The following is a 26,437-nucleotide window of genomic DNA, read 5'->3' as shown; positions in this document are numbered from 1 at the left end:
ATTATCACCTACAAATTCATTAAATCTTCTCGTAGTGGATCTTCGATATGTTCAAGGGCATATCTAAAGATTAATCTATCGAGATTTCTTACATTATCTCTTAAGTACTGTTCTAGTCTTTCAGGGTATTTAAAATAAGAGCATTTCAAAACCCAACCTACTGCTTTTCTAACATGAATATCTTCATCATTTTTCAGTTTTTCAACTAGAAAAATCATTTTATCAAAATCGTACTCTAATACTAATTTATTCGAAGATTTTATCATTGATACTAATGAGGCTCTTCTAACGTCTTTATTCTCTGAATCGCTCCATTTAAGTAAGTAATCATAATATTCTTCTTTTAATGCAATCATGTAGTTTAGAACACGATAGCAATATTGATCTACTTGATCCCACTCGTTAATATAATTGAATAGGATATCTTCAAAAAATTCCATATTTTCTTCTTTAATAACTTCGGTTCTTCTTTTTAAGAATAATGTGCCAATGCTGAAATAACCTCTTGTATCACACATTAGAAGAATCTTACAAACATTCAAGAAATCTGCTTCATCGTTTGGTAAATAACGATGAAGTTTAGATGCAATCTTTGACACTAATATAGCAGACATCTTATAATGTGTTTTATATTCTATATCAATAAGTTTTAAAGTATCACTAACTGGACTTATTAAATACTCATGTTGAATATCATATGGTTCTAGCGCAAGTAACTCTTTATTAATGTTTTCTGTAATTCTACAACCTCTAGCTAGGTAGAACATTTGAGATTCTTTAGCTGGATGAGTACTAATATACAGTTTCTTAGCACCTCTTTTATATGCCTCTTGTGAGATTAAGTAGAATAAGTAGCTCCCTATCCCATAACCACGATAACCTTTACTAGAGTGAATATACGGTACATTCATATATTCATCAAAGAACATTTTTGTATCTAGAACAGCAAAACCAATAATTTGCTTTTGATCATAAGCTGCGTATAATACTCCACCATTCTTTACTGCGTCCTTTAGGGTTCTACTAACATTGATAAGTTTTTCCTGATCCCAATCTTCTAGAAAGTTATTATTCTTCAGTTTCATTTCATTATCTTCTACATAGTAAACTTCTGTAGTTTCTTGGAATCTGATATATCCATTTAGGAAATGATCTGAAATATGTTTATAATTGATTTTCTTGTAAGTTATCTTATTCATTATTATCACCATATAAATAATATAGTAAAACTGCCAAAGTCTTTGAGTCGGTTATCTTTCCAGAGTTAACTAAAGTTTTCGCTTCAGTTTTCGTAACCTCTAGTAACTCGATGAATTCATCATCGTCTCCGCTTTTAGGATTTTCTAATTTCACACAATCGTGTGCTATGAAAAGTTCTATCATCTCACTACTATAACCAACACAACTGTGGAAATCTTGGAATTTCACTACATTGTTACTGGTATATCCAGTTTCTTCTTCTAACTCTCTAAGAGCACAAACAAGACCATCCTCATGTTTCTCATCCTTTTTACCAGCTGGTATTTCAATAGAAACACCGCTGATTGGATATCGGTATTGTTTAATCAAAACAAGTTTACCTTCTTTTGTAATTGGTAACACCGCGCTAGCACCATCATGCTTAATATAAATCCTTGTGCTAGTTTTGTCATTTGGAAGTAAAACTTTATCCTCGTATAAAGTCATAAAGAAACACTCATAAAGCTTCTTACTATCTAATTTTTTCTCAATCAATTTCATAAATATCACCTCAAAAATTAACCTCATAAATCAGGTATTTATCTATGAAAAATTATAACATAAATCACTTTATTTGTGAATGAAACATGTTTTAGATATAATAATATTAAAGAGGTGATATTCTTATGGAAATCAAAAAAGGAAATAATAAATTTTATATCGGTGAAACTGAAGATAATATGATAGCGAGAATTACTTGGAAAAATGGTGGAAGCAATATTATCGTTATCGATCATACAATAGTTGATCCAAGTTTAAGAGGCCAAGGCATAGCTGGATTACTAATCAAAAAAGTTGTAGAAATGGCGAGACAAGAAAACCTTAAAATTGTTCCTGTATGTTCTTATGCAGTTGCTAAATTGACAAGAACAAATGAATATGAAGATGTTCTTCATAAAGTCTAACTTATGAATTATATATATGTTTTAACACTAATTGAACGATTGATTTCAAAAGATAACTGGACTGCAGAAGACAATGATATAGTTAAGGAACATTTCAATAACCTAGTTAAACTTAAAAAAGAAGGCAAATTGTTACTGGCTGGTAAAACAGCAGGGCAAGATAAAGATACTATGGGCATAGTTATCTTTAAAGCTACTTCCTTTGAAGAAGCAAATGTTCTTATGATCAATGATCCTGCAATTAAAAAGGGTATTATGACAGGTAAACTTTGGGAATATGATATTGCTTTATTAAACTCTGAATATAAAAATGACTAACAAATTGTTAGTCATTTTTTTCATTTCTTAAACTTACTGAATCTTTGCATACCTTTTTCATATGGGGGAGGATTTTCTCCCTCAATTAGAGGTAACGCATACTGGATAAATTCATCTGTAACTCCATTACCATCTTTATTAATCATTGATTTAGGAATTACTCTTTCAATATTGGCTACTTGTTCTAGAGGTTGTTTACCATATTTCACTTTATATGTTTCTCCTTCAAGTCTCTCTATTGTAACCATAACTCCATGTTGTCCTTTAAGGGCATATTGAACAGCTTTTCGTCCAACTTCAATTGCTTCAGTAACATCTGTTAAACTTTGCAAATGTGATGCCGCTCTTTGTGTAGTACCCAACTCAATAGTACGTGAAGAAATTCTCATTTCACTATTCAAGATATTAGCTAATTTACTACTAACTCCACCTAATTGGAAATGTCCAAAGGCATCTCTTAACCCACTACTACTACCGATTAAGATTCCTTCTTCGTCTTTTAGACCTTCACTTACAGCAATTAAACATTGACGATTAGAACCATATGAACTACGAACATCCATTTTAAATTTTTCAATACTAAATGGTACTTCAGGTAAATATATTAAGTCTGGACCATGTCCACTTAAACTTGCTAAACTAGCTGCTGCAGTTAACCATCCAGCATGACGTCCCATAATTTCAACTATTGTTACTTTCCCTTTAGGATAAGCAATCATATCATAAGCAACTTCTTGCATTGTGTTAGCAACATATTTAGCTGCACTACCAAATCCTGGTGTATGATCAGTAAATGGTAAATCATTATCAATAGTTTTTGGGACTCCTACAACTCTAATTTCATATCCGACATGTGCCATATAATCAGCTATCTTATTACAAGTATCCATTGAATCATTACCACCGTTGAACAAAAAGTAACGGATATTATACTTTCTAAAGATATATAATAAGCGGATATAATCAGTTTCATCTTCTCTAAAGTTTGGCATTTTATATCTCACAGTACCAAAAGCACTACCGGGAGAATGTTTAAGTAACTCAATCTCTTCTTTGTCCTGAATACTCATCTGGAAAAAGTCTTCATTTAATGCTCCTTGAATACCATGATGCATTACATAGACTTCTTCAATAATATCTTTATTGCTCAAAGCCTCAGTAATAACTCCATAAGCTGAAGCATTAATAACACTTGTGGGACCTCCACTTTGTCCATATACTAAATTTCCTACTAATTTTTCCATGATTTCAACTCCTATTGAAAATATCTCTATATTTATATTATCACAAATAATGGTGATTATTTCGAATTTTTTTATAGATAAACATTATTTCACAAAAAAAGAGGATTAACTCCTCTTTCTCAAATTATAGATTTCACCAGCTTCACTGAACCCTAACTTTATGGCTAATTTATGCGAGGACTCGTTGGTTCTTTCACAACGCCAAATGATATTTCTCTTAACTTCATTCAAGATTGTTTTACAAACACTTTCGGCATAACCTAATCCTCTATACTCAGGACGAGTAAGGACTCCGATATCACTGAGGTTATCACCCCAGTGCCATAATGAAGCAACACATATTAATTTATTACCTTCGTAACACCCATATACTGTTGGGTCTGCTAAGCTTACCATACCCTGTTCTTTATCTTTATTTGGACAAGATTTATGGAACTCCATAAACTTGTAACTATCTTCTTCAGTTAATTGTCTACAACCATCATGATGTAAAATGTCAGTGAAAAGATGGTCTTCTCGGAACATTACTATAGTTGGATCCAATTTCTGATATAAATCAACATCTTCAACTCTTATATCAGGATGATTATCAGGCATTAAAATCCACTTAAATTCGTCGAAGTCATATAAAACCACTGATTTTCTATCTTGTTTAATTACACTAAATTTACGGATTAGTTCTTCTTTTGATTGAAAGCTGAATAAATCTTCAATCTCGGTTTTGAACATATAATTCCCCCTATTCCATAATATAGATATTGACCATTGTTCTCTATAGAATAATTTTATCACAAAAATATCGAATTATTAATACTTTTCTCAAATTAATTTGAAATTAATAAAAGCCTTTATTAAACAATTTTAGTAAACATAATCCTATTCCAAATACTATGACTGTAAAAATTGACTAATTTTCCAATTATAAATTCAACTCATAATATCTTAAAGTTGACCCCCAATGTTCGACAACTTTGATAAACTTATACCCTATCTTTTCTAAGACTTTTTGACTAGGAATGTTATTTATATCTGCAAGTCCTACTAAATGGTTCAAGCCAAGTGTTTGAGCCACTTCTTTCATCTTAAAAGCAATTTCGGTAGCGTATTTATTTCCAAAAAACTGAGGTTTTAAGAAATACTCAATCTCATTGCAATCATATTCCTTAATATAGCTACATCCCGAATACCCAATAACAGTGTTACTTCCTTTTATTTTGACAATATAGTGAAGGTTCTTTTTTTCAACAATAAAAGTCTTTATGAAGTAATTTAAGATACTCTTTACTTGTCCACTTGAATAAACTTTTTCTCCAGGTAAATACTCACATACTATCTCATTTCCCAAAATATCAAGTAAATCTTGGTAATCATCTTCTTTAAAAGAACTAAATTCTAATCGATCCGATTCTAATCTTTCTATCATAAGTTCTACCTCCTCGATATCTACTTTAACTATATAGTAAGGCTAAAACGCCATCAATATCTATATTTTATAAAAATGTCATAATCTATGATAAAATATTTAAGTAGTAGTACTTAGTAATAAATAAGAATATCACTATATTATTACGGTGTAAATTGTAGTCATTATATTGATTAAATTACGTTGTATTAGCAGCATGAAATGGGGAACTTATATGATTAGCAATTTCAAGAAGCAAGCAAAAGAGAGTTTAAAAGGCAACTGGGGAAATGCAATTGTTGTATTTCTTGGGATATATTTTCTGGGTTCATTCATTAGCAGTATTCCACAGTACTTTGTTATGCCTAGTTATATCAGTATGTTATCAGAATTTGAAAATTTAGAAGTTTTTAATATTGAAGAATTGCTTAGAATTATGGGTGCTTTTATGTCAATTATATTTGCTCTTTCAATGGTAACCTCAATATTTGTTGTAGCAATCTTACAACTAGGACAAAACAGATTCTCAATCAAACTCGCAAGAACTGGAGTCGCAGATGTAGATTGTATGTTTGATGGATTTAAAAAGAATTACTTTTTGAATGTGAAGAGTCTATTTATGGTTGGTATATATTCATTCCTATGGATGATTCCATTTATAGTTTTCACTTTCGGATGGATGTATACTTTTTCAAAAGGGAGCGAAATATATATTTTATTTATAATCTTAAGTTTCGCAGCACAAATATTTGCATATATTAAAATATTAGGCTATTCAGTGCTAAATTATCTTTTAATGGATGATGAGGTTGAGTTCAATACTTCAACAGAATATATAAACGAATCAAAAAGATTAATGAAAGGTAGCAAATGGCAACTAGTATTACTTGGCTTATCATTTATATTATGGATTTTCGTAGTTGTGATTACATTTGGATTCGCAATGATTTACTTAGGACCGTACATGAGCCAATCAATTACTAATTTCTACAACCATATTAGAGAAGAAAAAAACATCGCTTATGAATAGCGATGTTTTTTTTATCCTTTTTTAAGAAATTTCTTATATGTTAAATCAATTCCAATAGCTCCAAGTGGAGCAGTAACAATTATAGCTAAGACTGCTAATGCTAAGATTAACTCCCCATGTTCAACCCCCATTGCTAATGGTATTGCACCAATAGCTGCTTGGACTGTTGCTTTTGGAATATAGCTGATTCCAGTAAAGATTCTTTCTTTTTGATTTAACTTAGTTCCAATTAAGCAGAGTTGAACTCCAGTTATTCTAAACATCAATTCAACCGCTAGAAGAACAAGAGCAAACAATCCAGCATCTAAAGCGATACTGACATCTACGGCTGCCCCAACTAATACAAATAGTACTAGTTCAGCAAAAACCCAAACTTTATCAAATTTATCTCTTAATCTCAATGCTCTTTCTTCACTTTGATTTAAGAAAGTAATACCGATAACCATAACACTTAATAAAGCACTCATCGGAATGAAATCATTAATGAACTCTTCAAACGACAAAACAAAGAATGATACAGCTAATATAATTAGAACTTTGATCGTATCTCTAACTCTAAATACTTTGAAGAATCTACTTAGTATGAATCCAAGTAATGCCCCAACAATAATACCAACTAATATTGCAACAGGTACTAACGCAATAGAACCTAAATTTACCTCTCCTGATTGATACATTGCGATAAACGAGGTAAACAATACAATCACATAAATGTCATCAACACTAGCACTAGCCATAACTAAATGAGGTATTCGTTTTTCATGCCCCCATTTTTCTTTCATTAATTTAATCATTTTAGGTACAACAACTGCTGGACTAACGGCAGCTAATACACTACCTAAAATAGCAGCTTCTATATAACTAATCCCAAACAGCATTGGAGCAAATATAACTACAGCAATAATTTCCAATGTAGCTGGAATAAATGACATCAATATAGCTGGTCTACCAATTTTCTTTAAATCAGATATATCTAGACTAAGACCTGCTCTTAATAAAATAACTACTAAAGCAATTGTCCGTAATTCACTTGATACATTTAGAATATCATCACTAATTAAGCCCAGGACAAATGGTCCAAGGACAATCCCTGTAATAATCATTCCTAAAAATCTTGGTAGTTTAATCTTTCCAAAAATCTCTCCTAATATTAACCCAACAGTAAATATTAGCGCTAAACTCAGTAACATAAAATCTCCTCCTAGAAATAAAAAAGCTGATGGCTACGTCAAAAAATAACGTAGAAGTCATCAGCTTATAGCGGTTTTAGTAAAAATACTAAGGGAGTACTTCATTCCCTAAAAATAATTATACATCAAATCCCATATTATGCAAGTTTGTTTTTGCTCTTAGGTAGCACAAAATAAAACAATATAAGCATAACGCTAACACCAACAACAACACTTAAAAGATAAACTAAGATATTATTTATCGTAAACAAACCAGGTACTGAAACCAATAAACTTGTGTTTTTTAACCCCATAACACTAGCTAATGCACTACCTACAACACTACCAATAATTAATATAGGTAAAACTTTTAAAGGTCTTCTATATCCTACTACAAGTGCCCCTTCAGTTAACCCAAATAAAGAACCAAACAAGGCAATTTTTCTCGACTTGTGATCAATATCATTAAATCTATCTTTAAGTAATAACAATCCAAGAAAAACTCCAAGTGGAGGTAACATTACACTCACTAATACAGGTCCAGTTATATGGAATAAACCTTCAGTATAAAACTGAATGATAAACCCATATGCTATTTTATTAAATGGTCCACCTAAATCTAAAGTAGTAAATAAGGCTAATAAGATAACAATTAATACCGTTTCAGATGGTGAAATACTACTTATCAAATTACTAACACTATCAAGAATTAGTAGTATCCCAGGTTTTGCCATATATAACATCGCAAAGTAAGTAACGATAAATCCTAATATACCTAAACCAAGATACCCAATTACTAAACAAAGTTTTTCATTTTCTATTTTTATCTTAGATGAAATACATCTTACTAAATAACCTAATAATAATCCACCAAGAATACCCCCAAGATATCCAAGTCCCCAAACCCCAAAGAAATAACCCAAGATAAGTCCTGGCACAAATGTGTTCTTCGGACTAATACTATGTGCTATAAAAGCAGTGAGTATTGGCACTAAAACAATAAAGACATACTCGTTAACATCAAAATTTCCAACATTAATATACCCTGCGCCTACAAGCGCACTAAATACTGAATAGATAACAATTAATGGAATTGTATATTTAATCCCATTAACAATATGTTCTCCCATTTCACTTAAAATCTTTTTCATAATAATCCCTTATGTAATCATCAATAGTAATAACTTTGATGTTACTTTCTCTTAATAGTTTTGTTGTTCTACCTTCACCTTTTATTAACTTACCACTAAATGTCCCATCATATATTTCTTTACTCCCACAAGAAGGACTTCTTGCTTGTAGGATAGCTATTTTTATATCATTATCAAGAGCAGTCTTTAAAGTACTATCTGCACCTTTGATATATTCAATTGTTACATCAATACCTTCTTTATTAATCACTTTATCTTTAACAATCTCAGCTGGTACTCTTGGTGTATCTAGTCCTCCTAATACCTCAGGACAAACACTTATAGCTAAACCTTTATCAAATAAAGCTTTAGCAATTTTATCAAAATTATTACCACCATTATACTTACAATTATCACCGATTAAACATGAACTAATTAAATATTTCATTTTACCCTCCTATTAAAAACAGGATTACTCCTGTTTAAAAAACAAAGATTCCAATAACACCTGCAATCACAATATAGAATATTGGATGATGTTTCCATTTATTGGATGCATATAAAAATACTAAGAACATAATGATCTCTTTTATATTAAATACTTTAAAGAAATCCTCGATTCCATTATAAACACTTAAATCAACTAAACTTACTAATGCAATACTTGCTGCTGCTGCTAAAATAATCCCTGTAACAGCTGGTCTTAAACCATAAAATACACCATTAACATATTTATTATCACGATAATGTAATACATATCGTGCAACTAACATAATGATAATAATACTAGGAGCAACTAAACCAATAGTAGCGACAATACTACCTAAAATACCAAATTGCGAGTAACCTACATAAGTAGCAATATTAACCCCAATTGGTCCAGGTGTGGATTCACTTACAGCAATCATATCTGCGAACTGTTGATTAGTTAACCATTCTCTTAATAATACTTCTTCTTGAAGTAAAGGGATCGCAGCTAAACCACCACCGATAGTAAATAATCCTACTTTAAAGAAAATAAAGAATAACTTAATATATTCTACTATCATTCTTTAGCACCTTCTTTCAGAACACTAACAACAATACCAAGTGTCCCTGAAATTACAACGACTAAGAATGCTGGAATTAATTTAAACGCTATTAAAACAAATGCCCCGATAAAGATTAAAACATGTAACCAGTTCTTAAGTGACTTTTTACCCATTCTAATAACTGCATTTAATATCAATACAACTACAACAACTCTTATTCCTGTAAATGCATTTGCAACATATGGATTTTCACTAAACGCTTCAAAGAATTTAGCGATTGATATAATAATAATCCATGATGGTGTAACCATACCTAAAGTCGAGAATAACCCCCCAATAATTCCACCTTTTTTAAAACCAATAAAGGTTGAAGTATTAATAGCGATAATCCCTGGAGTACTTTGCCCAATTGCAAAATAATCGAGCATTTCTTCGTCAGTTGCCCAACCATGTTTTTCAACTACTTCTTTACGTAACATTGGAAGCATTGCATACCCGCCACCGATGGTAAATATACCAACACGGAAAAACGCAACAAATAACTGTAAATAGATGCTTCCTTTTATTCTTTCTGCCATATATAAAACTCCTTATTACAAACTCATAAATATATTATACTATTTACTATTAAATAGCAAACTTCCATTTGTCTAAAATCCACTTATTATAGTACTTCATGACCATTCCACTAGAAACCAAAGTGATCACTGTCCCTACTCCAATATCAGTAATACCACCAGCAAGTAAACCGAAAACTATCGCAAAACAAAATCCAATAGAATAAGCTAAATATGTTCCCTTACTAATACTATGTAATTTCGTCTGTAAAACAGACAAGAATATATCCATAGGATGAACAAAACGGTGCAATCTAATATGTACTGCGATACTAAACATTAAAACAAGCATTCCAAGTATATTGATTAAAAGTAATAAAACAGAACCAAGATTACTTAAATCAGGCATCAAAGTAATAAAGTAATCAGCTAGGAAACTAAATGCAAGCAAGAATACTGTTGATTCCATCATTTCTTTAAGAATGAACTTTCTTCTAAGAAACGTTGCCAAAACATAAAAAATAATCGACAAAACAATAAAGGCTTGTCCAATTGTTAAATTAAAGAAACTAGCTGTATTAGAAGCCCCACTACCCCATGCCGTCATTCCGAGGTTAGTTTCTGCCATAATTGCTGTCCCTAGTGCGTTACCTAAAATTGCTATAAGTAAATAAATAATAGTTCTCATACATATCACCATAACAATATTATACAAGTTTTTGAAAAACATAAAAACAATAATTTTTCAAAAAAAATATCATAAAGATAATGCTTCTAAATTAAAATATAACTAGTGGCAGTTTTTTGTTTTAAATTGGCAAAATCGTTTAACTAGTTTATAATTAAGGTAATATGATTAGGCTACAAACTTTATCTAATTACTAAAAAGAGGAGAATTATAACTATGGACGTAATTAAATTTAACAAATTAACTAAGTTTTATGGTGATGTTAAAGGTTGTGAAAACATTGATTTTAGTGTTAAACAAGGAGAAATAATGGGTTTTATTGGTCCTAATGGAGCCGGTAAAAGTACAACCATTCGAACAATGCTATCTCTAATTTATCCAACAAGTGGAAACACATTGGTCTTTGGAAAGGATTCAATTGAGTTTGGACCTGAGGTAAGAAAAGAAATTGGTTATTTACCAAGTGAAATTTTCTACTACGATAAAATGAAAGTTATTGATTTATTAAAATATAGTGCTAGTTTCTATGGTAAGAATTGTGATGATAGAATTATTGAACTAGCTAAAGTAATGGAATTAGACTTAAATCGTAAGATTCAAGACCTATCTTTAGGTAACAAGAAAAAAGTTGGAATTGTTCAAGGATTATTACATAGTCCTAAGCTAATTGTATTAGATGAACCAACAAGTGGTTTAGATCCGTTAATGCAACAAAAATTCTTTAACCTAATTAGAGAAGAAAATAAAAAAGGTGCTACTGTTTTATTTAGTTCGCACATTTTGGGAGAAGTTCAACAATTGTGTGATCGTGTAGCAATAATTAAAAACGGTGAGATTATAAAAATCCAAGAAATCAAGTCACTACGAGAAGACACATATAAAAAATTCATTATCAAAGGACAAAATCTTAATCATGGAAAATTCAATATTGAGGGTGTTACTAACTTAGAACAAAAAGAAACTGAAGTTAAATTTTTATTTAGAGGTGATGTTAATGACATCATCAAAATAGTTTCATCGTTAAAACTAAAAGACTTGCTAGTAGAAGAACCTTCATTAGAAGAAATCTTCATGCATTATTACGAGTAGGTGATTTTATGAATATGTATAAATTCGAATTAAAGATGTTTAAAAGATCAATCCTTATTTGGGGTTCTGCAATTTCATTTGGGTTAATATTTTATATGATGTTCTTCCCTCTAATTATGGTTGAAAATGATGCTATGGACCAAGTTATGCAAAGTTTCCCTGAAGAGTTCTTAGCATTTTTTGGAATGAATGCTAGTTTAACATTTACCAATGTCATGGGTTATTTTGGTTTAACAATGTCATTCATTTATATCCCAGTAGCTATTCAAGCTGCATTATACGGTATTAGTATCTTAAGTGTAGAAGAACGCGAATTCACTGCTGATTTCTTATTATCCAAACCTGTTTCAAGATCACAAATTTACATTAGTAAATTCTTAGCTGCCTTAACAGCATTAGTTATCGTAAACATAGTTGTCTGGATATCAGGATACTTATCACTCCTATTTTTCAGTTCCGGTTTAGAAGTTGATTATCTAGGTGCTACTCTAGTTCTTTGCTCTCTTATCTTCATCCAGTTATTCTTTTTGACACTTGCGATGCTAATCAGCGTTGTAGTTAAGAAAGTAACTAGCGTTATTGGTTATGCTATGGGTTTAGGTTTTGGGATGTTTATCCTATCTTCATTTGGCCAAATGCTAAGTCTTGACATCTTAAAGTTATTTACTCCGTACAGTCATTTTGAACCAATTTCAATTCTAGTTGATAAAACATTTAATTTCCCTATTGTATTAATAAGTGTTGCAGTAATAATAATTTCTTTTAGTTTAGGTTTCTATCTATACCAAAGAAAAAATATAAAGGCGCTTTAGGAGGTACTTATGAATATTATTATTAGAGAACTAAAAGCAAATTTTAAAGCATTTCTTATTTGGGGCTTATCACTAGTAGGAATTTATTTTATAGCAAGTATTGAGTTTGGAGCATTTGCAGGTGATTTAGCTATTGCTGAAGCCATGGAAAGATTTGAAGCATTGTTTACTGCTTTAGGATCAGCTTCTTCTGATATGACAACAGCTGAAGGATTCCTAAGTATTTTATCAATCTATATTTATCTACCCTTAGCAATCTATTCAGGATTACTTGGTAGTGGTATTATTAGTAAAGAAGAAAAAGATCGAACTGCAGAATACCTATTTACTTTACCCATATCAAGAAAGAAAGTAATTTCATATAAGTTAATTGTAGCGATTTTCTATTCAGTATTAATTAATATTATTGTTATTCTAGGCTGTTACTTTGCATTTAGTAGATTCGACCCAGATCCAGTATTCTATACCTTCTTAAGAAATATGAGTATAGGGGTACTCCTTACACAGTTAATCTTTCTAAGTATAGGTGTTGCTTTATCAAGTATCTTAAGACAGTATAAACTTTCTGGTTCAATTACTATCGCCTTGTTAATCTCAACATTTATGTTAAATATCTTAATCGGATTTGTTGATGAATTAGATTTCCTAAAATACTTTAGTCCTTTCAACTATTTTAACAGCGAGAAAATGTTAATAACTAGTTTTGAGTTTCCATTCTTATTAATCACCTTTGTTATAGTAAGTTTAGGAATTGGTTCATTACTTATATACTATCCAAAAAGAGATTTATATATCTAAATAAAAAAGCGATCAAATCAGATCGCTTTTATTTTGGTTTATTTCTTTTCTAAACTAGTTACCTTCTTTATTTACAACACAATTCTTTCCTTGTGATTTTGCTTGATACAATGCTTCATCTGCACGACTTATAAGTTTCTTGTTAGTATCACCTTCACAAAAGCTAGTGACACCTATACTTACTGTTATCTTAACATTATTGCGTAAATCTAAATTCTCAACATGAAGTCTTATTCTTTCAGCTATTACAATACTATCCTCAGGATTTAGGTGAGAAACAATTACACAGAATTCTTCTCCTCCATAACGAGATATAACATCGTAGTCTCTAGTTGTCTTATTGATTTGTTGTGCTACTTTCCTCAATACTTCATCACCAAATAAATGGCCATGTTCATCATTAACTTTCTTAAAATCATCAAGATCTATCATCATTACATGGAAGAGTTTTTTGTATGTATCATAGTGTTTTATTTCACTGTCTATAACTTCCATAAAATATCTTCTATTGTAAACCCCAGTTAATTGGTCTTTAATTGATAATTCTTTTAACTTATCATTTTGTGTTTCTAATTCCTTCATTAATGAAAAAGTTTTCTCGTGTTCTTTGGTATAACCTCTAAATGTAGAATTTGAAATAACACTAATAACAAGAGAGACACTAATTACTGCAACTATATAATCAATTAATCTTGAGATTTCATCAATATAAGCTACTGGTATATTTGGGTTTTGAAACCCAAATATCATTATCGTTACATAGTAAATTACAAAAAGACTGTTAGTAATAATTAACCTTTTACCTTCCATATAAAATGCCATATAAGCAACAATCATCACAAAGTATATAGGTGTTGGGCCGTAATTTCCTCCACTAGTATAATAGATATACGGAAAATATAAGATACCAACTACATATAGAGCGTATAGCGTTATTTTATCTAAATCATCGGCTAATAACGGGATAATCAAACACATTAACATAACCAATATATTAGGAATAACGTACCAATAAGGCTGAGACATAAATACTGTTGTTAGGAAACCAACTAATGATAAAATGAATCCTGTTAATAAGAAGATTACTGACAATCGACTCCGCAAGTCTTTTTCTTGTAACCTAAAATTCTTTAGTCGATATTTAATATCTCCTCGAACCCTTTCAATCATAAAACCACTCCAGTTATCTTTGTTTTATTAATTCATCAACAATCCCTAGTAATTTTGGAAATTGGATTAAGTCGTTTGTTTTTTCTACTAATGGATAAATTCTTGTTTCCTTAATAATTTTCACACTATCATATTCTCCTATTAAGCTATCTAATAAAAGAAAGTATAGATGGACATATCTATTATCTGAACCATCAAAATTCTTAATATATACATCAAGAATTAGTTGATTATTATCAATTTCCCATTTGAAGTATATATCAAAATAGTCCATCGTTATTCCATCTAAATCAATAATCTGATTCTTTTGATGAAGTCTCGGTCTAAAGGCAACAATATCCCAGGTGGGGATAACTGGTGCACTTTCTACTAATTCTTCAACTATTGGAAATAAAACTTCATCACCATCAGCTGATAATATAAGTATTCTTTTTTCTTTAACCAATTCAAAAGGTATTTCAAATTCTATATCCTCATGAACCTTTTTAACGTGCTCGGTTATTTCTAAAGCAATATCATCAACATTTGTTTCTAATTGGGCATAGATATACTCACTTCTACTAAGAAACCATTCCCAAAATTTTAAATATTTATTCAATAGTTTCTCGTTTTGGACGTGGTCCGTAATATTGGTAATACCATGTTTCGATACGACCATTGTATAGTTTTCTTTTACGATCTGCTTCTTCATGGAAAGCTTTCTCAAATTCTTTATATGAAGTTATGAAGTACTTACTCCATGTATCCATATTTTTAAATTTGTAACTTAGATTGTGATATATCTTTCGCACCCCAGCTTCATCTTCTAATCTTTCTCCGTATGGAGGATTACTAATGATAATACTGTAGTCATTCTCTAACCACATATCTTTGAAGTCACTTACTTTAAAGGTAATGCAATCTTCAACCCCAGCTTCTTGAGCATTTTCTTCAGCACATCTTAAGTTGTTTTCATCTATGTCAGAGGCGAATATCTTTATTTCAGCGTCATGATCAATTGCTTGATATGCTTTTCTAGTTTCTTCTTTCCAAACTTCATTTGGAATTATATCCCAGTGTTTAGAAGCGAAATCACGGTTTAAACCAGGTGCGATATTTCGTCCAATCATTGCTGCTTCGATAGGAATTGTACCACTACCACAAAATAGGTCATATAAGACTCTATCTTTATTCCAGAAACTTAGTAAAATCAACGAAGCTGCTAAAGTTTCTTTTAAAGGTGCAGTAACTGATTTTACACGATAACCTCTTTTATGAAGAGCTCCACCTGATGTATCGATTGTTATTGTTGCGATATCTTTTAGTAATGAAACTTGGCAAGTATAATCTGCTCCTGTTTCTTCTAACCAATCAACACTATATGTTTCTTTTAAACTTTCAACTATTGCCTTTTTAACAATTCTTTGCGAATCAGAGATACTAAATAGTTTAGATTTAATACTCTTACCATTTACAACAAACTTACCATTTTCGGGGATGATTTCACCCCATGGTAAAGCTTTTGTTTGATCAAATAACTCATCAAAAGTAACAGCGCTAAATTCACCTACTTGAATTAGGACTCTGTCCGCTGTTCTTAGCCATAAATTAGCTCTTACTATTCCTTCAACATCGCTTAGAAAAGTAACTTTTCCATTTTCTGTTTTAATAACTTTATATCCTAGAGCTATTAATTCTCTTTTACAGATTGCTTCAATTCCAAATGTTGTTGTTGCTATCATTGTAAATTGTTCCATATTAATCACCTTTGTTTTCTTATTTTTTCCAATCATGACATAACTTAATCATGTGGCCAATATTACCCTCACCCGCGAATTTCTCATAATCAAAGAAATTCTCCTCAATATCTATCCAAAATAACTCGTGTACCTCATCAACTAATTGCACATCATGTTTTAATACTCCAGAAAAGACTTTCATTTCCATATTTATCGGATGCCATGCAAAGTCCATAAATGGCTCCAATGTTATATCTTCTGCTGTAATCCCTGATTCTTCAAAGAGTTCTCGATAAGCACTTTCTAAATAATCTTCCCCGTTTTCAATCTTACCTCCTAAAAGGTTATATTTTCCTTTATAAGGGTTTTTTGACCGAAAACACATTAGTACTCGCTTTTCATCTTTGTCGAAGACTAAGACTAAATTATAGGTCATCTCCATCTCTATTCACTTCCAGTTTATAAAGTTCTTCCACTGCTAGGTGGAATTTAGTAACACTATATGTTTGATCTTTTGGATATATGTAGTATGTATCTTCTAAAGTAGAGAAGCTTACACAATCACCTTTCCCAAAGTAATCATACTCTATATGAACCCCGTAATTAGCAAGAATGCTTTTTTCTAATCTAAAGTCAGGATTCTTTAGAACAAAGCCATTTTTATCATGATTTAGAGTACCATCTTCTAAACGATAAAAGCCTGTACTATTCGGTAACGACTCAATTATAACATCTAACTTAACATTATATTCACCTTTTTTGATTTCTTCTCTTACTTTAGATCTTTGCCATTCAAACCAGTCAGGAATATGGGAAAATAGGGCTTTACCATCCTCTTTGAACAATTGTCCATATTCATTCATTTTGTGAACTGTATTACAATTTTCACACCAAATTATGTTTTTATCGCTTTTCATCTTAAATTCTGTCAAGCAATCTGGACATTGATATAAAGCCTTATGCAAACCTTTAGCACGATCCTCAAAATCAATTTCAATCTTATTATCAAGTTGATATTTATAGTCATCATAAACAAAATTTTCTCTAATGATTTGATTAATTTCATTATATGATTTATCTTTTATCTCTTCTTTAGTAAGAATTTGATTTATTGTAGATTTCGAATTCACTTTCCTCTTAGTTAAATTCCAGAAGGGTTGTCTTAGATGATGACCTTCGGAGATTAATGTAACAACAGGGTATTTTAGCACTTTTACTAGTTTACCTAAACTATCTGGGAGAATAGAGTTAGTTCCAACTAGAGAATAACGAGCTTCGGGATATATTTCACAAATACTTTTATTAACTTCTAAGCAATGTTTAACTTGTCTAAATGTATAAGGATCACTTATGAATTTTCTTTTACCAATTCCCCCGACATTTCTTAAAAGCCATTCTCTACCTATATAGCCATCAACCGCGACAATATAATTAGCTCTTCGTGGAAATATTGCTTTAGTAGCAACTTTGAAATCAAGAAAACTATTGTGATTACACAACAAAATATAAGGTCCTTTTAGACCTTTCATCCTAATTCTAGTAATCTTTGATTTAACTTGGAAGGTTTCTGGGAAACTTAAAATCCAAGACAATAATTGGAGATACCACCGTGCTTTTATTGGTGATTTTTCTAAATCAAATCGAGGCATACAAGATATCTCCTCGTTTGATATCGGTGCAATATCACTAATCTTCATAAATCCGCCTTTCTACTTATCCGCTCCCATAACTTTATTATACAGTAATTACTTATATAGGAATTACTAAAACTTATTATTACATTTGGTTAATATAAAGGGTAAATGCTTCAATAGCTAACTGTCTTTGATCAACTGTGAACAACTCAAGATTAGCATCTTCAATAACATTTTTAACAATACCCTCATTGACAAAGGTATTTAGATAGCCAACAATCACCATATTTTGATATGCTAGTAAAGTACTTATTTGGTTTAAGGAAACACCTTTAACCTTGAACATTAGATTCTGTGACAACTCATAGTACATGTCATGAATCTTTTGATTATTCCTTAAAGCAAAATTATAAGTTTGATTTTCGTCAAGTATAGTACTTTTTATCTTAAGTAAGCGCATAAAAGGAATTCTATGATTTAGCATTCGTTTAAAATAATTTATCATAAACTCTCTAAATTCATCTTTTGTCATTTCATTGTGTTTAATTATTTTCTTATCTAAGTCTTGAAATAGCTTTTCATATTCAATTTCTAACATTTTTAAGAACAACATTTCCTTTGATTCAAAGTACTTAAAAACAATACCTTTTGACATTTTACATAACTTTGCAAGATCATCCATTCTAAAAGCTCTAAAGGACTTACCTTCAAAGAGTTCAAATGCCTTGCCAATAATGGATAGTTCCTTTAATCTTTTTTCATCTTCTGTCAATGCTCTTGGCATAAAATCACCCCACAATGCTTTATAGTCTAATACTATCATTATTATGACTGTAAGTCAATACAGTAATATATCATATTGACTAAAGGTCACTACATAAAAAACTAACTAATAAATCGCTTTATTAGTTAGTTTTAGTTACTTTTATGTTCTTATAGAAATATATATGCTTAGTTATTACTAATACTATGATTAATAATTTTATCACCATGTTTTGTATGCTAACAAATGAAATTAACAACATTAGGTCGACTAGTATAAGTAATGTCCATTTTTGTCTTCTTGTCATTGATTTATGCTCGATAAAATCTTTTAAATACTTAGTGTATAGTTTTGTTCCTTTAAACCAATTTGCATATTTCTCAGATCCTTTAGCAAACAAGAAACCTGTCAAGATTAGAAAAGGTGTTGTAGGAAGGACTGGTAGGATTATTCCTACTACTCCAATCCCAAGTGATAGAAATCCGGAAACAATGAAAAATATTTTCATTATTTAGCGAGTAATCGCTTTTCTCCTTCCAAATCTCTAATTGGTTTAATATTTTGTGATACTTCTAAAGTTCCTAAGAAACTACCTTCTTTGTCTCTAACTGCATAATATCTGATGTGAACAAACATTGGTCCCATTTGAATCCAGAAATCTTCATGTTCTTTTTCTCCAGATTTGAATGATTCAACAATTTCTTCAACTATATGAACGCTTTGTGGTGGATGGCACATGTTTACGTGTCTTCCTAATACTGTATGAGGACGATCAAAGATTCTTTCCTTACCTTGTGTGAAGTATTTAACATTACCGTCTTTATCAACAAAAGTCATATCAACTGGTACTGTATTTAAGATTGCATTAACTTCAATATTTGTAAGTGTCCCAGCATCAAAAGGAATTTCTCCATTGATAATTTCATCTTGTTTCTCTTCTTTATGGTTTTCTTTAGTAGTCCATGAAGCTTTAGGTGCATCTAAGAAATAACCTACTTCATCACTACCTTCATCAGCTAGAATCCAATCATATAAAGATAACTTATCTAATAGCATTGGAATCAAGATGTTATTTTCTTTAGTAATCATATCTATTACTTTAGTTAAGGCTTGATCTAATACTCTATGTGCACTTTCTAAATCATTGTCAATACTATCTAGATTAGCTTTAACACCTTTTAGCATTTTTCTAATCTCGTCATCTACTCCCCACATAACTTTAGGAATTGAAGTTATCCCTCTTTTTTCTAAACCGGGAAAGAATAAATTTTCTTTTCGTTTGTAATGCTTGTCAATTTCTAGTAATCTTTCGACACCGATACGAATCATTAAGTGCGACGATTTATCTAGTTTATTTAAATAGGGGTTTATCTCTTTCTCGATAAGTTCCATTATTTTACTGTTCTCATCGATAAACACCTTCGCAGGATGCCCTTCAATTTGTGTTTGATCTTTAGTTGTATGGATATCACTTATACTACCATCAAAAACAGCAGCATGAACATCACATAAGCTTTGAACTTCTTCTAAAGGCATACCTTCTTCGATTAATGATTGTTCCATTGAAGTGATTTCCTCTGTAGTAACTGATTCAAAATGTTTCTTAAATAAAGCTTTTGCCTCGTCTAAAGGCATACCTTTATGGATTTCCTTAATAATTGCTTTTAATTGCTCTTGTCTATTGTTTATTAGTTCACTCATTATAATTCCTCCTAATTTGAATTCATCCCTATTATTACATATAAAACAAAAACCGTATGTGACTAGAATCACATACGGTTAAATTTATAAATATTTTTATTGATCTCAATCAAATTATCTTTTTGCATACTAGTTAGTCTTCGAGATAACGTTTCTCTTCTAATCCCTACAATACTAGCTAAAGTAGTTTTTGAGAAAGGTAGTTTTAATGTTAATAAATCCCCAGTTGATTTTCCAAATTTAGTTGATAAATACTTTAAAACCTGAAGAATTCTTTCTTCAATATCACTATTTGTGGAGTTGAATAGTTGTGATTGAAATAGATTTGTTCTTGTCATGGCACATGACATGCAAATATCTTTAAACTTGTTGTTAGAACGATAAGCCTGTATAACATCATCTTTCCTTAGCAAATTTAGTTTGACTTCAGTTAAACAAGTTGCAGTAGCGATATATTTATCATCTTCTTTTAACATTGATACTAATGCAATAAAATCATCAGGTCCAAAAATATCAAATATCTTCTCTTCACCATTAATCGTTATTTTACTAATCTTTACAAGTCCTTCAACAATCATAAAACTATAAAGCAATTCGTCTCCTTCTAAGAAGATTACATCCTTCTCGTGGAGTTGTATAGTCTTTGTTGGAAGAGTTGAATAAATACAGGTATTACAGTACTGTTTCATACAATCACCACTTTCAAAGAATATTATAACAACTATTAGTATCCAAACAATTAATATGGTAATTTTTACAAATAAGCACAACGACAAAAAAATATTAAATGTTTATTTTGTAATAAAAATAAAACTGTTATAATGTTTCTAGAGAGAAAGGAATGATTTTATGCCAAAATTAGAACTATTAAAAAAATTCGCTAAACTAGCTGTAGAAACAGGTGCTAATGTTCAAAAAGATCAATTAGTATGGGTTAGAAGTAGCGTTGAATCAAAAGATTTAGCAAGATTAATCGTAGAAGCAGCATACAAAGCTGGAGCAAAAGAAGTTCAAGTACAATGGAACGACCCTTATGTTTCACGTACTGGATATGATTATATGACAGCAGAAACTCTTGAAGAAGTACCTGAGTGGAGTGTTGATAAAGTCAAAGAATTCATAGCAAAAGGTGGATGTGCAATAAGTATTACTTCTCCTGTTCCTGGTTTAAACGCAGGTGTTGATCCTAATAAACTACAAAGAGAAGGAAAAGCAAGATCTAAAAAACTTAAATTCTATAGTGATCATATGATGGGTAACCATACCCAATGGAGTATCGTTGCAGCTCCTAACCAAGTATGGGCAGAAAAAGTATTCCCTGAATTAAAAGGTGAAGAAGCTGTTGAAGCATTATGGGATGCAATCTTAAGTGCATCAAGAGTAACTGAAGATAACAATCCAGTTCAAGAATGGGCTGATCATAATAAAGGTTTATTATCACATAATAAAATATTAAATGATAATAACTTTGAATCACTACATTTTAAAAACAGTTTAGGAACAGATTTAGTTGTTAAACTCGTTGATAACCATGTGTGGGCTGGTGGAGGAGAAAACACTACTAAAGGCGTTTACTTCAATCCAAATATCCCTACAGAAGAGAATTTTACTATGCCCCATAAATATGGCGTAGAAGGACGTGTAGTAGCGACAAAACCTTTAAACTATAATGGTAACCTAATTGAAGATTTCTATTTAGATTTCGAAGAAGGCAAAGTTGTTAGTTATGATGCTAAAAAAGCAAAAGAAACTTTAAAATCATTAATTGAGTTTGATGAAGGTAGTAACCGTTTAGGTGAAGTTGCTTTAATTAGCCATAATTCACCAATTAGTAACTCTGGTATCTTATTCTACAATACTCTGTTTGACGAAAATGCATCTTGTCATTTAGCTCTAGGTAGATCATATCCAATGAATCTAAAAGGTGGAACTACAATGAGCCAAGATGAATTAGATAAAGCTAATTCAAATAATTCAATGGCACATGTTGATTTTATGTTTGGTAGTAAAGATATGAATATCATTGGTACTAAGAAAGATGGTACTACAGTTCAAATCTTTAAAGATGGAGATTTCATTATCTAAAACAAAAAGAGGTTAGCAAACCTCTTTTTTTTATAGCTCAATATCTAGTACTATTGGGCAATGATCACTACCCATAATGTCATTTAGTATTTCTGCTTCTACTACTTTGGCTTTTATATCATTTGATACAACAAAGTAATCAATTCTCCATCCAGAGTTATTCTTTCTCGCATTAAACATATAACTCCACCATGAGTATTTTATTACTTCTGGATAAAGATATCTAAATGTATCTGTAAATCCACTATCTAATAGTTTAGTGAACTTAGTTCTTTCTTCAATAGTAAAACCTGCGTTTCTTTTATTGCTTTTAGGATTCTTTAAATCTATCTCAGTATGAGCTACATTTAAATCACCACATAATATAACTGGTTTAGATTCATTCAACTCCTTATAATATTCTCTAACTCTATCTTCATATACTTGACGATAATCTAAACGAAGTAATTCTCTTTTTGAGTTAGGAACATAAGTATTAACTAAATAGAAGTCATTATACTCTAAAGTAATAATACGACCTTCATCGTTATATCCATCATCAGGTAAACCGTAAATTACATTTAATGGTTCATATTTCGCATAAATCAATGTTCCTGAATAACCTTTTTTTTCAGCATCATTCCAGTATTCACGATATCCTTCAAAAGCAAATTCTTTTTGATTTTCTTGCATTTTAGTTTCTTGGATGCTGAAGAAATCAGCATCTACTTCTCTAAAGAACTCAGCAAACCCTTTTTTCATGCAAGCTCTTAGACCATTTACATTCCATGAGACAAATTTCATCTTACTCTCCTTTATATTCGAAACATACATATACAGTACTGTTTGGATTAGAATGATTAAATTCAGGTGGGTACTCTTCATAATCAAACTCAAAGGCTACAGGTATGTTATTTTCTTGTATATACTTATAAACCTTAGGAATAAATCCTTTAGTTAACTCAACAAATGTTGTTTCAAATCTAATGTATTTACCTGCTTTTAAACGGATAACTCTATTCTGATTTAATCCTTCAGTACTATTAATAGGCATTAGAGCTGAATATGTGAATTTTCTAATCTCTAAAAAGTTATATGGATAAATCTCTAACCCAATGGCAGACCATTCAGGATTAAAATACTTCATATCAAACATCTTAGCTGTTTTATCCCAAATATCTCCAAAAGGAGTGTTTTCATCACTGTTTAAATCGATAACTTCACTAATCCCGTAATATACTCTAGACGGTTCTTCTTTTATATCATATTTCATCTAATCACCTCTATCTTTAGTTTACCATATCTTAGATACCTAGTTTTTAACAATTTTAAAAATAATATATGTTATACTTATTATAGTTTACAGATTCGGGAGGGAAACAAATGAAGATTAAATTTATATACATCTATCTATTAATACTACTGCCAACTACTTTCTTTTTTATCATCGGTACAATTGACAGTATTATGCTTGATGGTGATATCAGAATAAATGAGTATTCTGCAGACATCATTTTTGATAATGATGGTGACATGCATGTTTTTGAAACATGGGATATGAGATATGGTGATGATTATAATGTTAGATTTAGGGATATTGAATATGATAAGTTCCCAAGTAATTATCCATTGCCTTATAATTCAAATAATATAGCTACATTCAACACAGAAACATACAGTGCTGAAATATATAAAGATGGAGTTAATCGTACTGAAGATGCCAGAGTAGGTTATTCATTTAATAATGATCTAGATGAAAGATTTGATCGAGTAGCTTGTCCTAGTGATGCAAGCAGAAACTGTGAGTCATTCTTTATAAATGCAACTTATATTGGTGGTTTAGATGGCCAAACAAAATTTAAATATGAGTATATTATAGAAGATGTTATTACTGAATATTCTGACATTAGTGAACTAAACTGGGTTCTATTTGAGTATGCAGAAGGAAATGTATATGATGGTGAAATCAATATAGTATTACCTAACAATATTTCTGAGTATGATATATTTACCCCAAACATTAGAAATAATGAAGTAACGTTTAATGGTACTAATACAATAACAATAAATTTTGAGAACATGACTAAAAACGATTCTTTAGCTTTTAGACTGTTAGTTCCTACAACTACTTTTTCTGATGTTGCTGAAGTTAATAAATACCTAGAAGCAGATATGAACAAACAAGTAATACTAGATTTTGAGAATAACCTGATTGAAGAGAATAAAATAATAGATTATTTAAGTATCTCCCTATATATAGTTGCAATAGTATTATCATTGCTATCTATTGGAGCTATCAAAGTAGTCAAAAAAGTTTACTTTAAACCTCCAAAAACAGATATAGATGATAAAAATATAGTATCACCACCAACAGATCATTCACCTGCAGTTGTTGGTTACTTGTATCGTGGTATGAAGTTATCATCCGAAGATATAAGTGCAACATTGTTAGATTTAATATACAGGAATTACTTGATAGTTGATGATTCAAAAATATTTGATAGTATCAATTATTCAGTAAAAGACCTAATTGAAGGCGAAAAGGAAAGATTAAACAACGAGAAAAATGCCCTTACAAAATATGATGACTACTCAAATTATTCAAATGATGAGTATAAGAAGTTTGAGGATACTTTTGATATTGATTTAATCTTGAATCAAGAAAAAGACCTTAATGAGTTAAAAGACTTTGAAAAACACTTAATCGATTGGTATATCGATGAAATTGGTGATGGTACAAAGGTTTCCCTAAAAGATTTTGATGACCTTTCAAAAACTACTTTAGAAGCATCTAAATTTGTCAAAAATGAAAATGACTTTGAAAGACAGGTACGTTCTGAAGCTAGAAAATTTAAATTCTATGATAAGTCACAATATTCAAAAAGAAGAAAAGCACAGATAGCTTATATAATTCCAGGATTAGGGTTCACTTTAATTCTTATAGGATTTTTAACAACAAACTATATAAATATGTTTCATTTTGCTCCGTTACTTCTTGGTTTATTCTATTTAATAACAGAAATACCTAAATTAAAACTTAGATCTATCGAAGGACAAGAATTCTATTTATCATGGACTAAGTATAGAGATAACTTAGAAAACTTAAATGTTGTAAAAGATGCTGATATAAATGCTGTAGAATTTTGGGATCACAACTTAATCTATGCTACGGTATTTGGTTTCGCAGATAAAGTATTAGATCAATTACAAGTTAAACTAGCAGATAATAATGAATATCAAACTCAAACTAGTAGATACAATGGGCGACAATACAACTACTATCGTCATAGTTACTTTGTAAGAAGGTTAAGTCACTCTCATAGTGATAACTTCCATAAAGCTAATAACCGTGTTATCCAAAGCAGACGTAGTTCTTCTGGAGGAGGATTCAGCGGTGGTGGAAGCTTCGGTGGTGGTGGTGGCGGTGGCCGCAGCCGCTAAACCTTATATTTTAAAAATACTAATAACCGTGTATAATTAAATTATAAGGAGGAAACAAAATGTATGAAGTAAAGTTTATTAATAGTATGGATGAGTTTTTAGATGCGACACAAATTATATTATTACTTAAAGACCAAATGGAATATATTGGTTCTCCCAAAACGAATGAACAGTTAATGAAGACAATTCAATTAGCTTTCAAACAAGAAAATGCTTATTTACTTGTAATAAGCGATAATTCACATGTTATCGGTTTTGCTTTCTTTAATATCGCTATTGGAATGGAAAGCGCTGGTAAATACTTATGGCTCAATGAAATGCATATACATAAAAACTATCGTTCAAAGGGATATGGAAAAATACTCTTTGAGGAAATGCGCAAATGGTGTGAAGAAAACCAAGTCGTTAGAATTATGGGTATGGCGGATGATAGTGAAGAAAGAACAAAGAATTTCTATAAACAACAAGGTGCAGAAATATATAAACAAGATATAATCTCATTTAAATTAAAAAAATAGGCAAAATTTGCCTATT

Annotated in this window: 31 protein-coding genes and 1 riboswitch; of the genes, 9 read left to right on the top strand and 22 right to left on the bottom strand. The window is 30.7% G+C overall.

All coding sequences use genetic code 11. The features are described 5' to 3' along the window. Window positions 1-8 precede the first annotated feature (8 nt). Complete coding sequence (locus tag KQ51_RS03370) at window positions 9-1,199, bottom strand: GNAT family N-acetyltransferase (protein WP_038468902.1); 1,191 nt, start codon at window positions 1,197-1,199, stop codon at window positions 9-11. Next, window positions 1,192-1,740: an NUDIX domain-containing protein gene (locus tag KQ51_RS03365; RefSeq protein WP_052609128.1), complete on the bottom strand. Its 549-nt coding sequence runs from the start codon at window positions 1,738-1,740 to the stop codon at window positions 1,192-1,194. The genes KQ51_RS03370 and KQ51_RS03365 overlap by 8 nt, the downstream gene beginning before the upstream one ends. A gap of 125 nt (window positions 1,741-1,865) precedes the next feature. Between KQ51_RS03365 and KQ51_RS03360 the strand changes: the two genes are divergently transcribed. Next, window positions 1,866-2,144, top strand: coding sequence for a GNAT family N-acetyltransferase (locus KQ51_RS03360; RefSeq protein WP_038468899.1), 279 nt, complete (start codon window positions 1,866-1,868; stop codon window positions 2,142-2,144). Window positions 2,145-2,147: 3 nt separating this feature from the next. Next, window positions 2,148-2,462, top strand: a complete 315-nt coding sequence (locus tag KQ51_RS03355; RefSeq protein WP_038468896.1) for a YciI family protein — start codon at window positions 2,148-2,150, stop codon at window positions 2,460-2,462. A gap of 20 nt (window positions 2,463-2,482) precedes the next feature. Here the strand turns inward: KQ51_RS03355 and KQ51_RS03350 are convergent, their stop codons facing one another. The 3 genes from KQ51_RS03350 to KQ51_RS03340 all read right to left on the bottom strand — a co-directional run bounded on the left by KQ51_RS03350 (window position 2,483) and on the right by KQ51_RS03340 (window position 5,129). Further along, window positions 2,483-3,706, bottom strand: a complete 1,224-nt coding sequence (locus KQ51_RS03350; protein WP_038468893.1) for a 6-phosphofructokinase — start codon at window positions 3,704-3,706, stop codon at window positions 2,483-2,485. Window positions 3,707-3,811: 105 nt separating this feature from the next. Then, window positions 3,812-4,435, bottom strand: coding sequence for a GNAT family N-acetyltransferase (locus KQ51_RS03345; protein WP_038468890.1), 624 nt, complete (start codon window positions 4,433-4,435; stop codon window positions 3,812-3,814). 190 nt (window positions 4,436-4,625) lie between these two features. After that, window positions 4,626-5,129 carry a GNAT family N-acetyltransferase gene (locus KQ51_RS03340; protein ID WP_038468888.1) on the bottom strand — a complete coding sequence of 168 codons (504 nt, stop codon included), beginning with the start codon at window positions 5,127-5,129 and terminating at the stop codon, window positions 4,626-4,628. A 214-nt stretch (window positions 5,130-5,343) separates the two neighbouring features. On the opposite strand from KQ51_RS03340, the gene KQ51_RS03335 reads away from it, so the two are divergent. Then, on the top strand, window positions 5,344-6,138 hold the full coding sequence (locus tag KQ51_RS03335) for a DUF975 family protein (protein ID WP_038468885.1): 795 nt from the start codon (window positions 5,344-5,346) through the stop codon (window positions 6,136-6,138). 11 nt (window positions 6,139-6,149) lie between these two features. On the opposite strand, the gene KQ51_RS03330 is transcribed toward KQ51_RS03335, so the two are convergent. The 6 genes from KQ51_RS03330 to KQ51_RS03305 all read right to left on the bottom strand — a co-directional run bounded on the left by KQ51_RS03330 (window position 6,150) and on the right by KQ51_RS03305 (window position 10,713). Continuing rightward, window positions 6,150-7,328 (bottom strand): cation:proton antiporter, encoded by a 1,179-nt coding sequence (locus tag KQ51_RS03330; protein WP_038468883.1) that lies wholly within the window; start codon window positions 7,326-7,328, stop codon window positions 6,150-6,152. A 44-nt stretch (window positions 7,329-7,372) separates the two neighbouring features. After that, window positions 7,373-7,446, bottom strand: a riboswitch (Fluoride riboswitch). A 19-nt stretch (window positions 7,447-7,465) separates the two neighbouring features. Further along, window positions 7,466-8,458: a hypothetical protein gene (locus tag KQ51_RS03325; RefSeq protein WP_038468880.1), complete on the bottom strand. Its 993-nt coding sequence runs from the start codon at window positions 8,456-8,458 to the stop codon at window positions 7,466-7,468. Beyond that, entirely contained in the window at window positions 8,439-8,885 is a 447-nt protein-coding gene (locus KQ51_RS03320) for a DUF523 domain-containing protein (RefSeq protein ID WP_038468877.1), read from the bottom strand. Before KQ51_RS03320 ends, KQ51_RS03325 begins: the two co-directional genes overlap by 20 nt. A gap of 34 nt (window positions 8,886-8,919) precedes the next feature. After that, window positions 8,920-9,486: a chromate transporter gene (locus KQ51_RS03315; protein WP_038468875.1), complete on the bottom strand. Its 567-nt coding sequence runs from the start codon at window positions 9,484-9,486 to the stop codon at window positions 8,920-8,922. Continuing rightward, window positions 9,483-10,046 carry a chromate transporter gene (locus tag KQ51_RS03310; RefSeq protein ID WP_038468872.1) on the bottom strand — a complete coding sequence of 188 codons (564 nt, stop codon included), beginning with the start codon at window positions 10,044-10,046 and terminating at the stop codon, window positions 9,483-9,485. The genes KQ51_RS03315 and KQ51_RS03310 overlap by 4 nt, the downstream gene beginning before the upstream one ends. A gap of 49 nt (window positions 10,047-10,095) precedes the next feature. Further along, complete coding sequence (locus KQ51_RS03305; RefSeq protein WP_038468870.1) at window positions 10,096-10,713, bottom strand: hypothetical protein; 618 nt, start codon at window positions 10,711-10,713, stop codon at window positions 10,096-10,098. A 216-nt stretch (window positions 10,714-10,929) separates the two neighbouring features. Here KQ51_RS03305 and KQ51_RS03300 point away from each other — a divergent pair, with 216 nt between their 5' ends. From KQ51_RS03300 to KQ51_RS03290, 3 genes are read left to right on the top strand one after another with little or no spacing between them, the layout of a single operon-like run. Next, entirely contained in the window at window positions 10,930-11,802 is an 873-nt protein-coding gene (locus KQ51_RS03300) for an ABC transporter ATP-binding protein (RefSeq protein WP_038468867.1), read from the top strand. A gap of 8 nt (window positions 11,803-11,810) precedes the next feature. Continuing rightward, a complete protein-coding gene (locus KQ51_RS03295; RefSeq protein WP_038468865.1) occupies window positions 11,811-12,614 on the top strand; it encodes an ABC transporter permease subunit in 804 nt (267 codons plus the stop codon). A gap of 9 nt (window positions 12,615-12,623) precedes the next feature. After that, on the top strand, window positions 12,624-13,412 hold the full coding sequence (locus KQ51_RS03290; RefSeq protein WP_038468862.1) for an ABC transporter permease subunit: 789 nt from the start codon (window positions 12,624-12,626) through the stop codon (window positions 13,410-13,412). Between the two features lie 54 nt (window positions 13,413-13,466). Here KQ51_RS03290 and KQ51_RS09375 read toward each other — a convergent pair whose 3' ends face one another. The 9 genes from KQ51_RS09375 to KQ51_RS03245 form a co-directional block, all read right to left on the bottom strand. After that, window positions 13,467-14,582, bottom strand: a complete 1,116-nt coding sequence (locus KQ51_RS09375; RefSeq protein WP_081909889.1) for a GGDEF domain-containing protein — start codon at window positions 14,580-14,582, stop codon at window positions 13,467-13,469. A gap of 13 nt (window positions 14,583-14,595) precedes the next feature. Further along, window positions 14,596-15,180, bottom strand: coding sequence for a hypothetical protein (locus KQ51_RS03280; protein ID WP_038468860.1), 585 nt, complete (start codon window positions 15,178-15,180; stop codon window positions 14,596-14,598). Beyond that, entirely contained in the window at window positions 15,173-16,318 is a 1,146-nt protein-coding gene (locus tag KQ51_RS03275; protein WP_038468857.1) for a THUMP domain-containing class I SAM-dependent RNA methyltransferase, read from the bottom strand. Before KQ51_RS03275 ends, KQ51_RS03280 begins: the two co-directional genes overlap by 8 nt. Window positions 16,319-16,337: 19 nt before the next feature. After that, a complete protein-coding gene (locus tag KQ51_RS03270) occupies window positions 16,338-16,742 on the bottom strand; it encodes an NUDIX hydrolase (protein WP_232958015.1) in 405 nt (134 codons plus the stop codon). Beyond that, the gene (locus KQ51_RS03265; RefSeq protein ID WP_144242077.1) at window positions 16,726-17,997 is read right to left on the bottom strand and encodes a lysophospholipid acyltransferase family protein; all 1,272 of its coding nucleotides are present in this window, start codon (window positions 17,995-17,997) and stop codon (window positions 16,726-16,728) included. The genes KQ51_RS03270 and KQ51_RS03265 overlap by 17 nt, the downstream gene beginning before the upstream one ends. Window positions 17,998-18,076: 79 nt before the next feature. Further along, window positions 18,077-18,718 (bottom strand): TetR/AcrR family transcriptional regulator, encoded by a 642-nt coding sequence (locus KQ51_RS03260; protein WP_038468855.1) that lies wholly within the window; start codon window positions 18,716-18,718, stop codon window positions 18,077-18,079. Between the two features lie 121 nt (window positions 18,719-18,839). Beyond that, the gene (locus KQ51_RS03255) at window positions 18,840-19,205 is read right to left on the bottom strand and encodes a YbaN family protein (RefSeq protein WP_038468853.1); all 366 of its coding nucleotides are present in this window, start codon (window positions 19,203-19,205) and stop codon (window positions 18,840-18,842) included. Then, a complete protein-coding gene (locus tag KQ51_RS03250; RefSeq protein WP_038468850.1) occupies window positions 19,205-20,398 on the bottom strand; it encodes a DUF438 domain-containing protein in 1,194 nt (397 codons plus the stop codon). The genes KQ51_RS03255 and KQ51_RS03250 overlap by 1 nt, the downstream gene beginning before the upstream one ends. Window positions 20,399-20,466: 68 nt before the next feature. After that, window positions 20,467-21,087: a Crp/Fnr family transcriptional regulator gene (locus KQ51_RS03245; protein WP_038468847.1), complete on the bottom strand. Its 621-nt coding sequence runs from the start codon at window positions 21,085-21,087 to the stop codon at window positions 20,467-20,469. A 160-nt stretch (window positions 21,088-21,247) separates the two neighbouring features. On the opposite strand from KQ51_RS03245, the gene KQ51_RS03240 reads away from it, so the two are divergent. Then, window positions 21,248-22,483 (top strand): aminopeptidase, encoded by a 1,236-nt coding sequence (locus tag KQ51_RS03240; protein WP_038468845.1) that lies wholly within the window; start codon window positions 21,248-21,250, stop codon window positions 22,481-22,483. A gap of 30 nt (window positions 22,484-22,513) precedes the next feature. Here the strand turns inward: KQ51_RS03240 and KQ51_RS03235 are convergent, their stop codons facing one another. Next, on the bottom strand, window positions 22,514-23,266 hold the full coding sequence (locus KQ51_RS03235) for an exodeoxyribonuclease III (protein WP_038468842.1): 753 nt from the start codon (window positions 23,264-23,266) through the stop codon (window positions 22,514-22,516). Between the two features lies 1 nt (window position 23,267). Continuing rightward, entirely contained in the window at window positions 23,268-23,735 is a 468-nt protein-coding gene (locus tag KQ51_RS03230) for a hypothetical protein (protein WP_038468840.1), read from the bottom strand. Window positions 23,736-23,845: 110 nt separating this feature from the next. On the opposite strand from KQ51_RS03230, the gene KQ51_RS03225 reads away from it, so the two are divergent. Then, a complete protein-coding gene (locus tag KQ51_RS03225) occupies window positions 23,846-25,903 on the top strand; it encodes a DUF2207 domain-containing protein (RefSeq protein ID WP_038468837.1) in 2,058 nt (685 codons plus the stop codon). A gap of 59 nt (window positions 25,904-25,962) precedes the next feature. Beyond that, window positions 25,963-26,421, top strand: a complete 459-nt coding sequence (locus tag KQ51_RS03220; protein ID WP_038468834.1) for a GNAT family N-acetyltransferase — start codon at window positions 25,963-25,965, stop codon at window positions 26,419-26,421. The last annotated feature ends 16 nt before the right edge of the window (window positions 26,422-26,437 follow it).

This window comes from Candidatus Izimaplasma bacterium HR1 (assembly GCA_000755705.1).
GTDB lineage: Bacteria > Bacillota_I > Bacilli_A > Izemoplasmatales > Izemoplasmataceae > Xianfuyuplasma.
The sequence above is the reverse complement of the archived record's forward strand: the minus strand, read 5'-3'. Positions and strand labels throughout refer to the sequence as shown.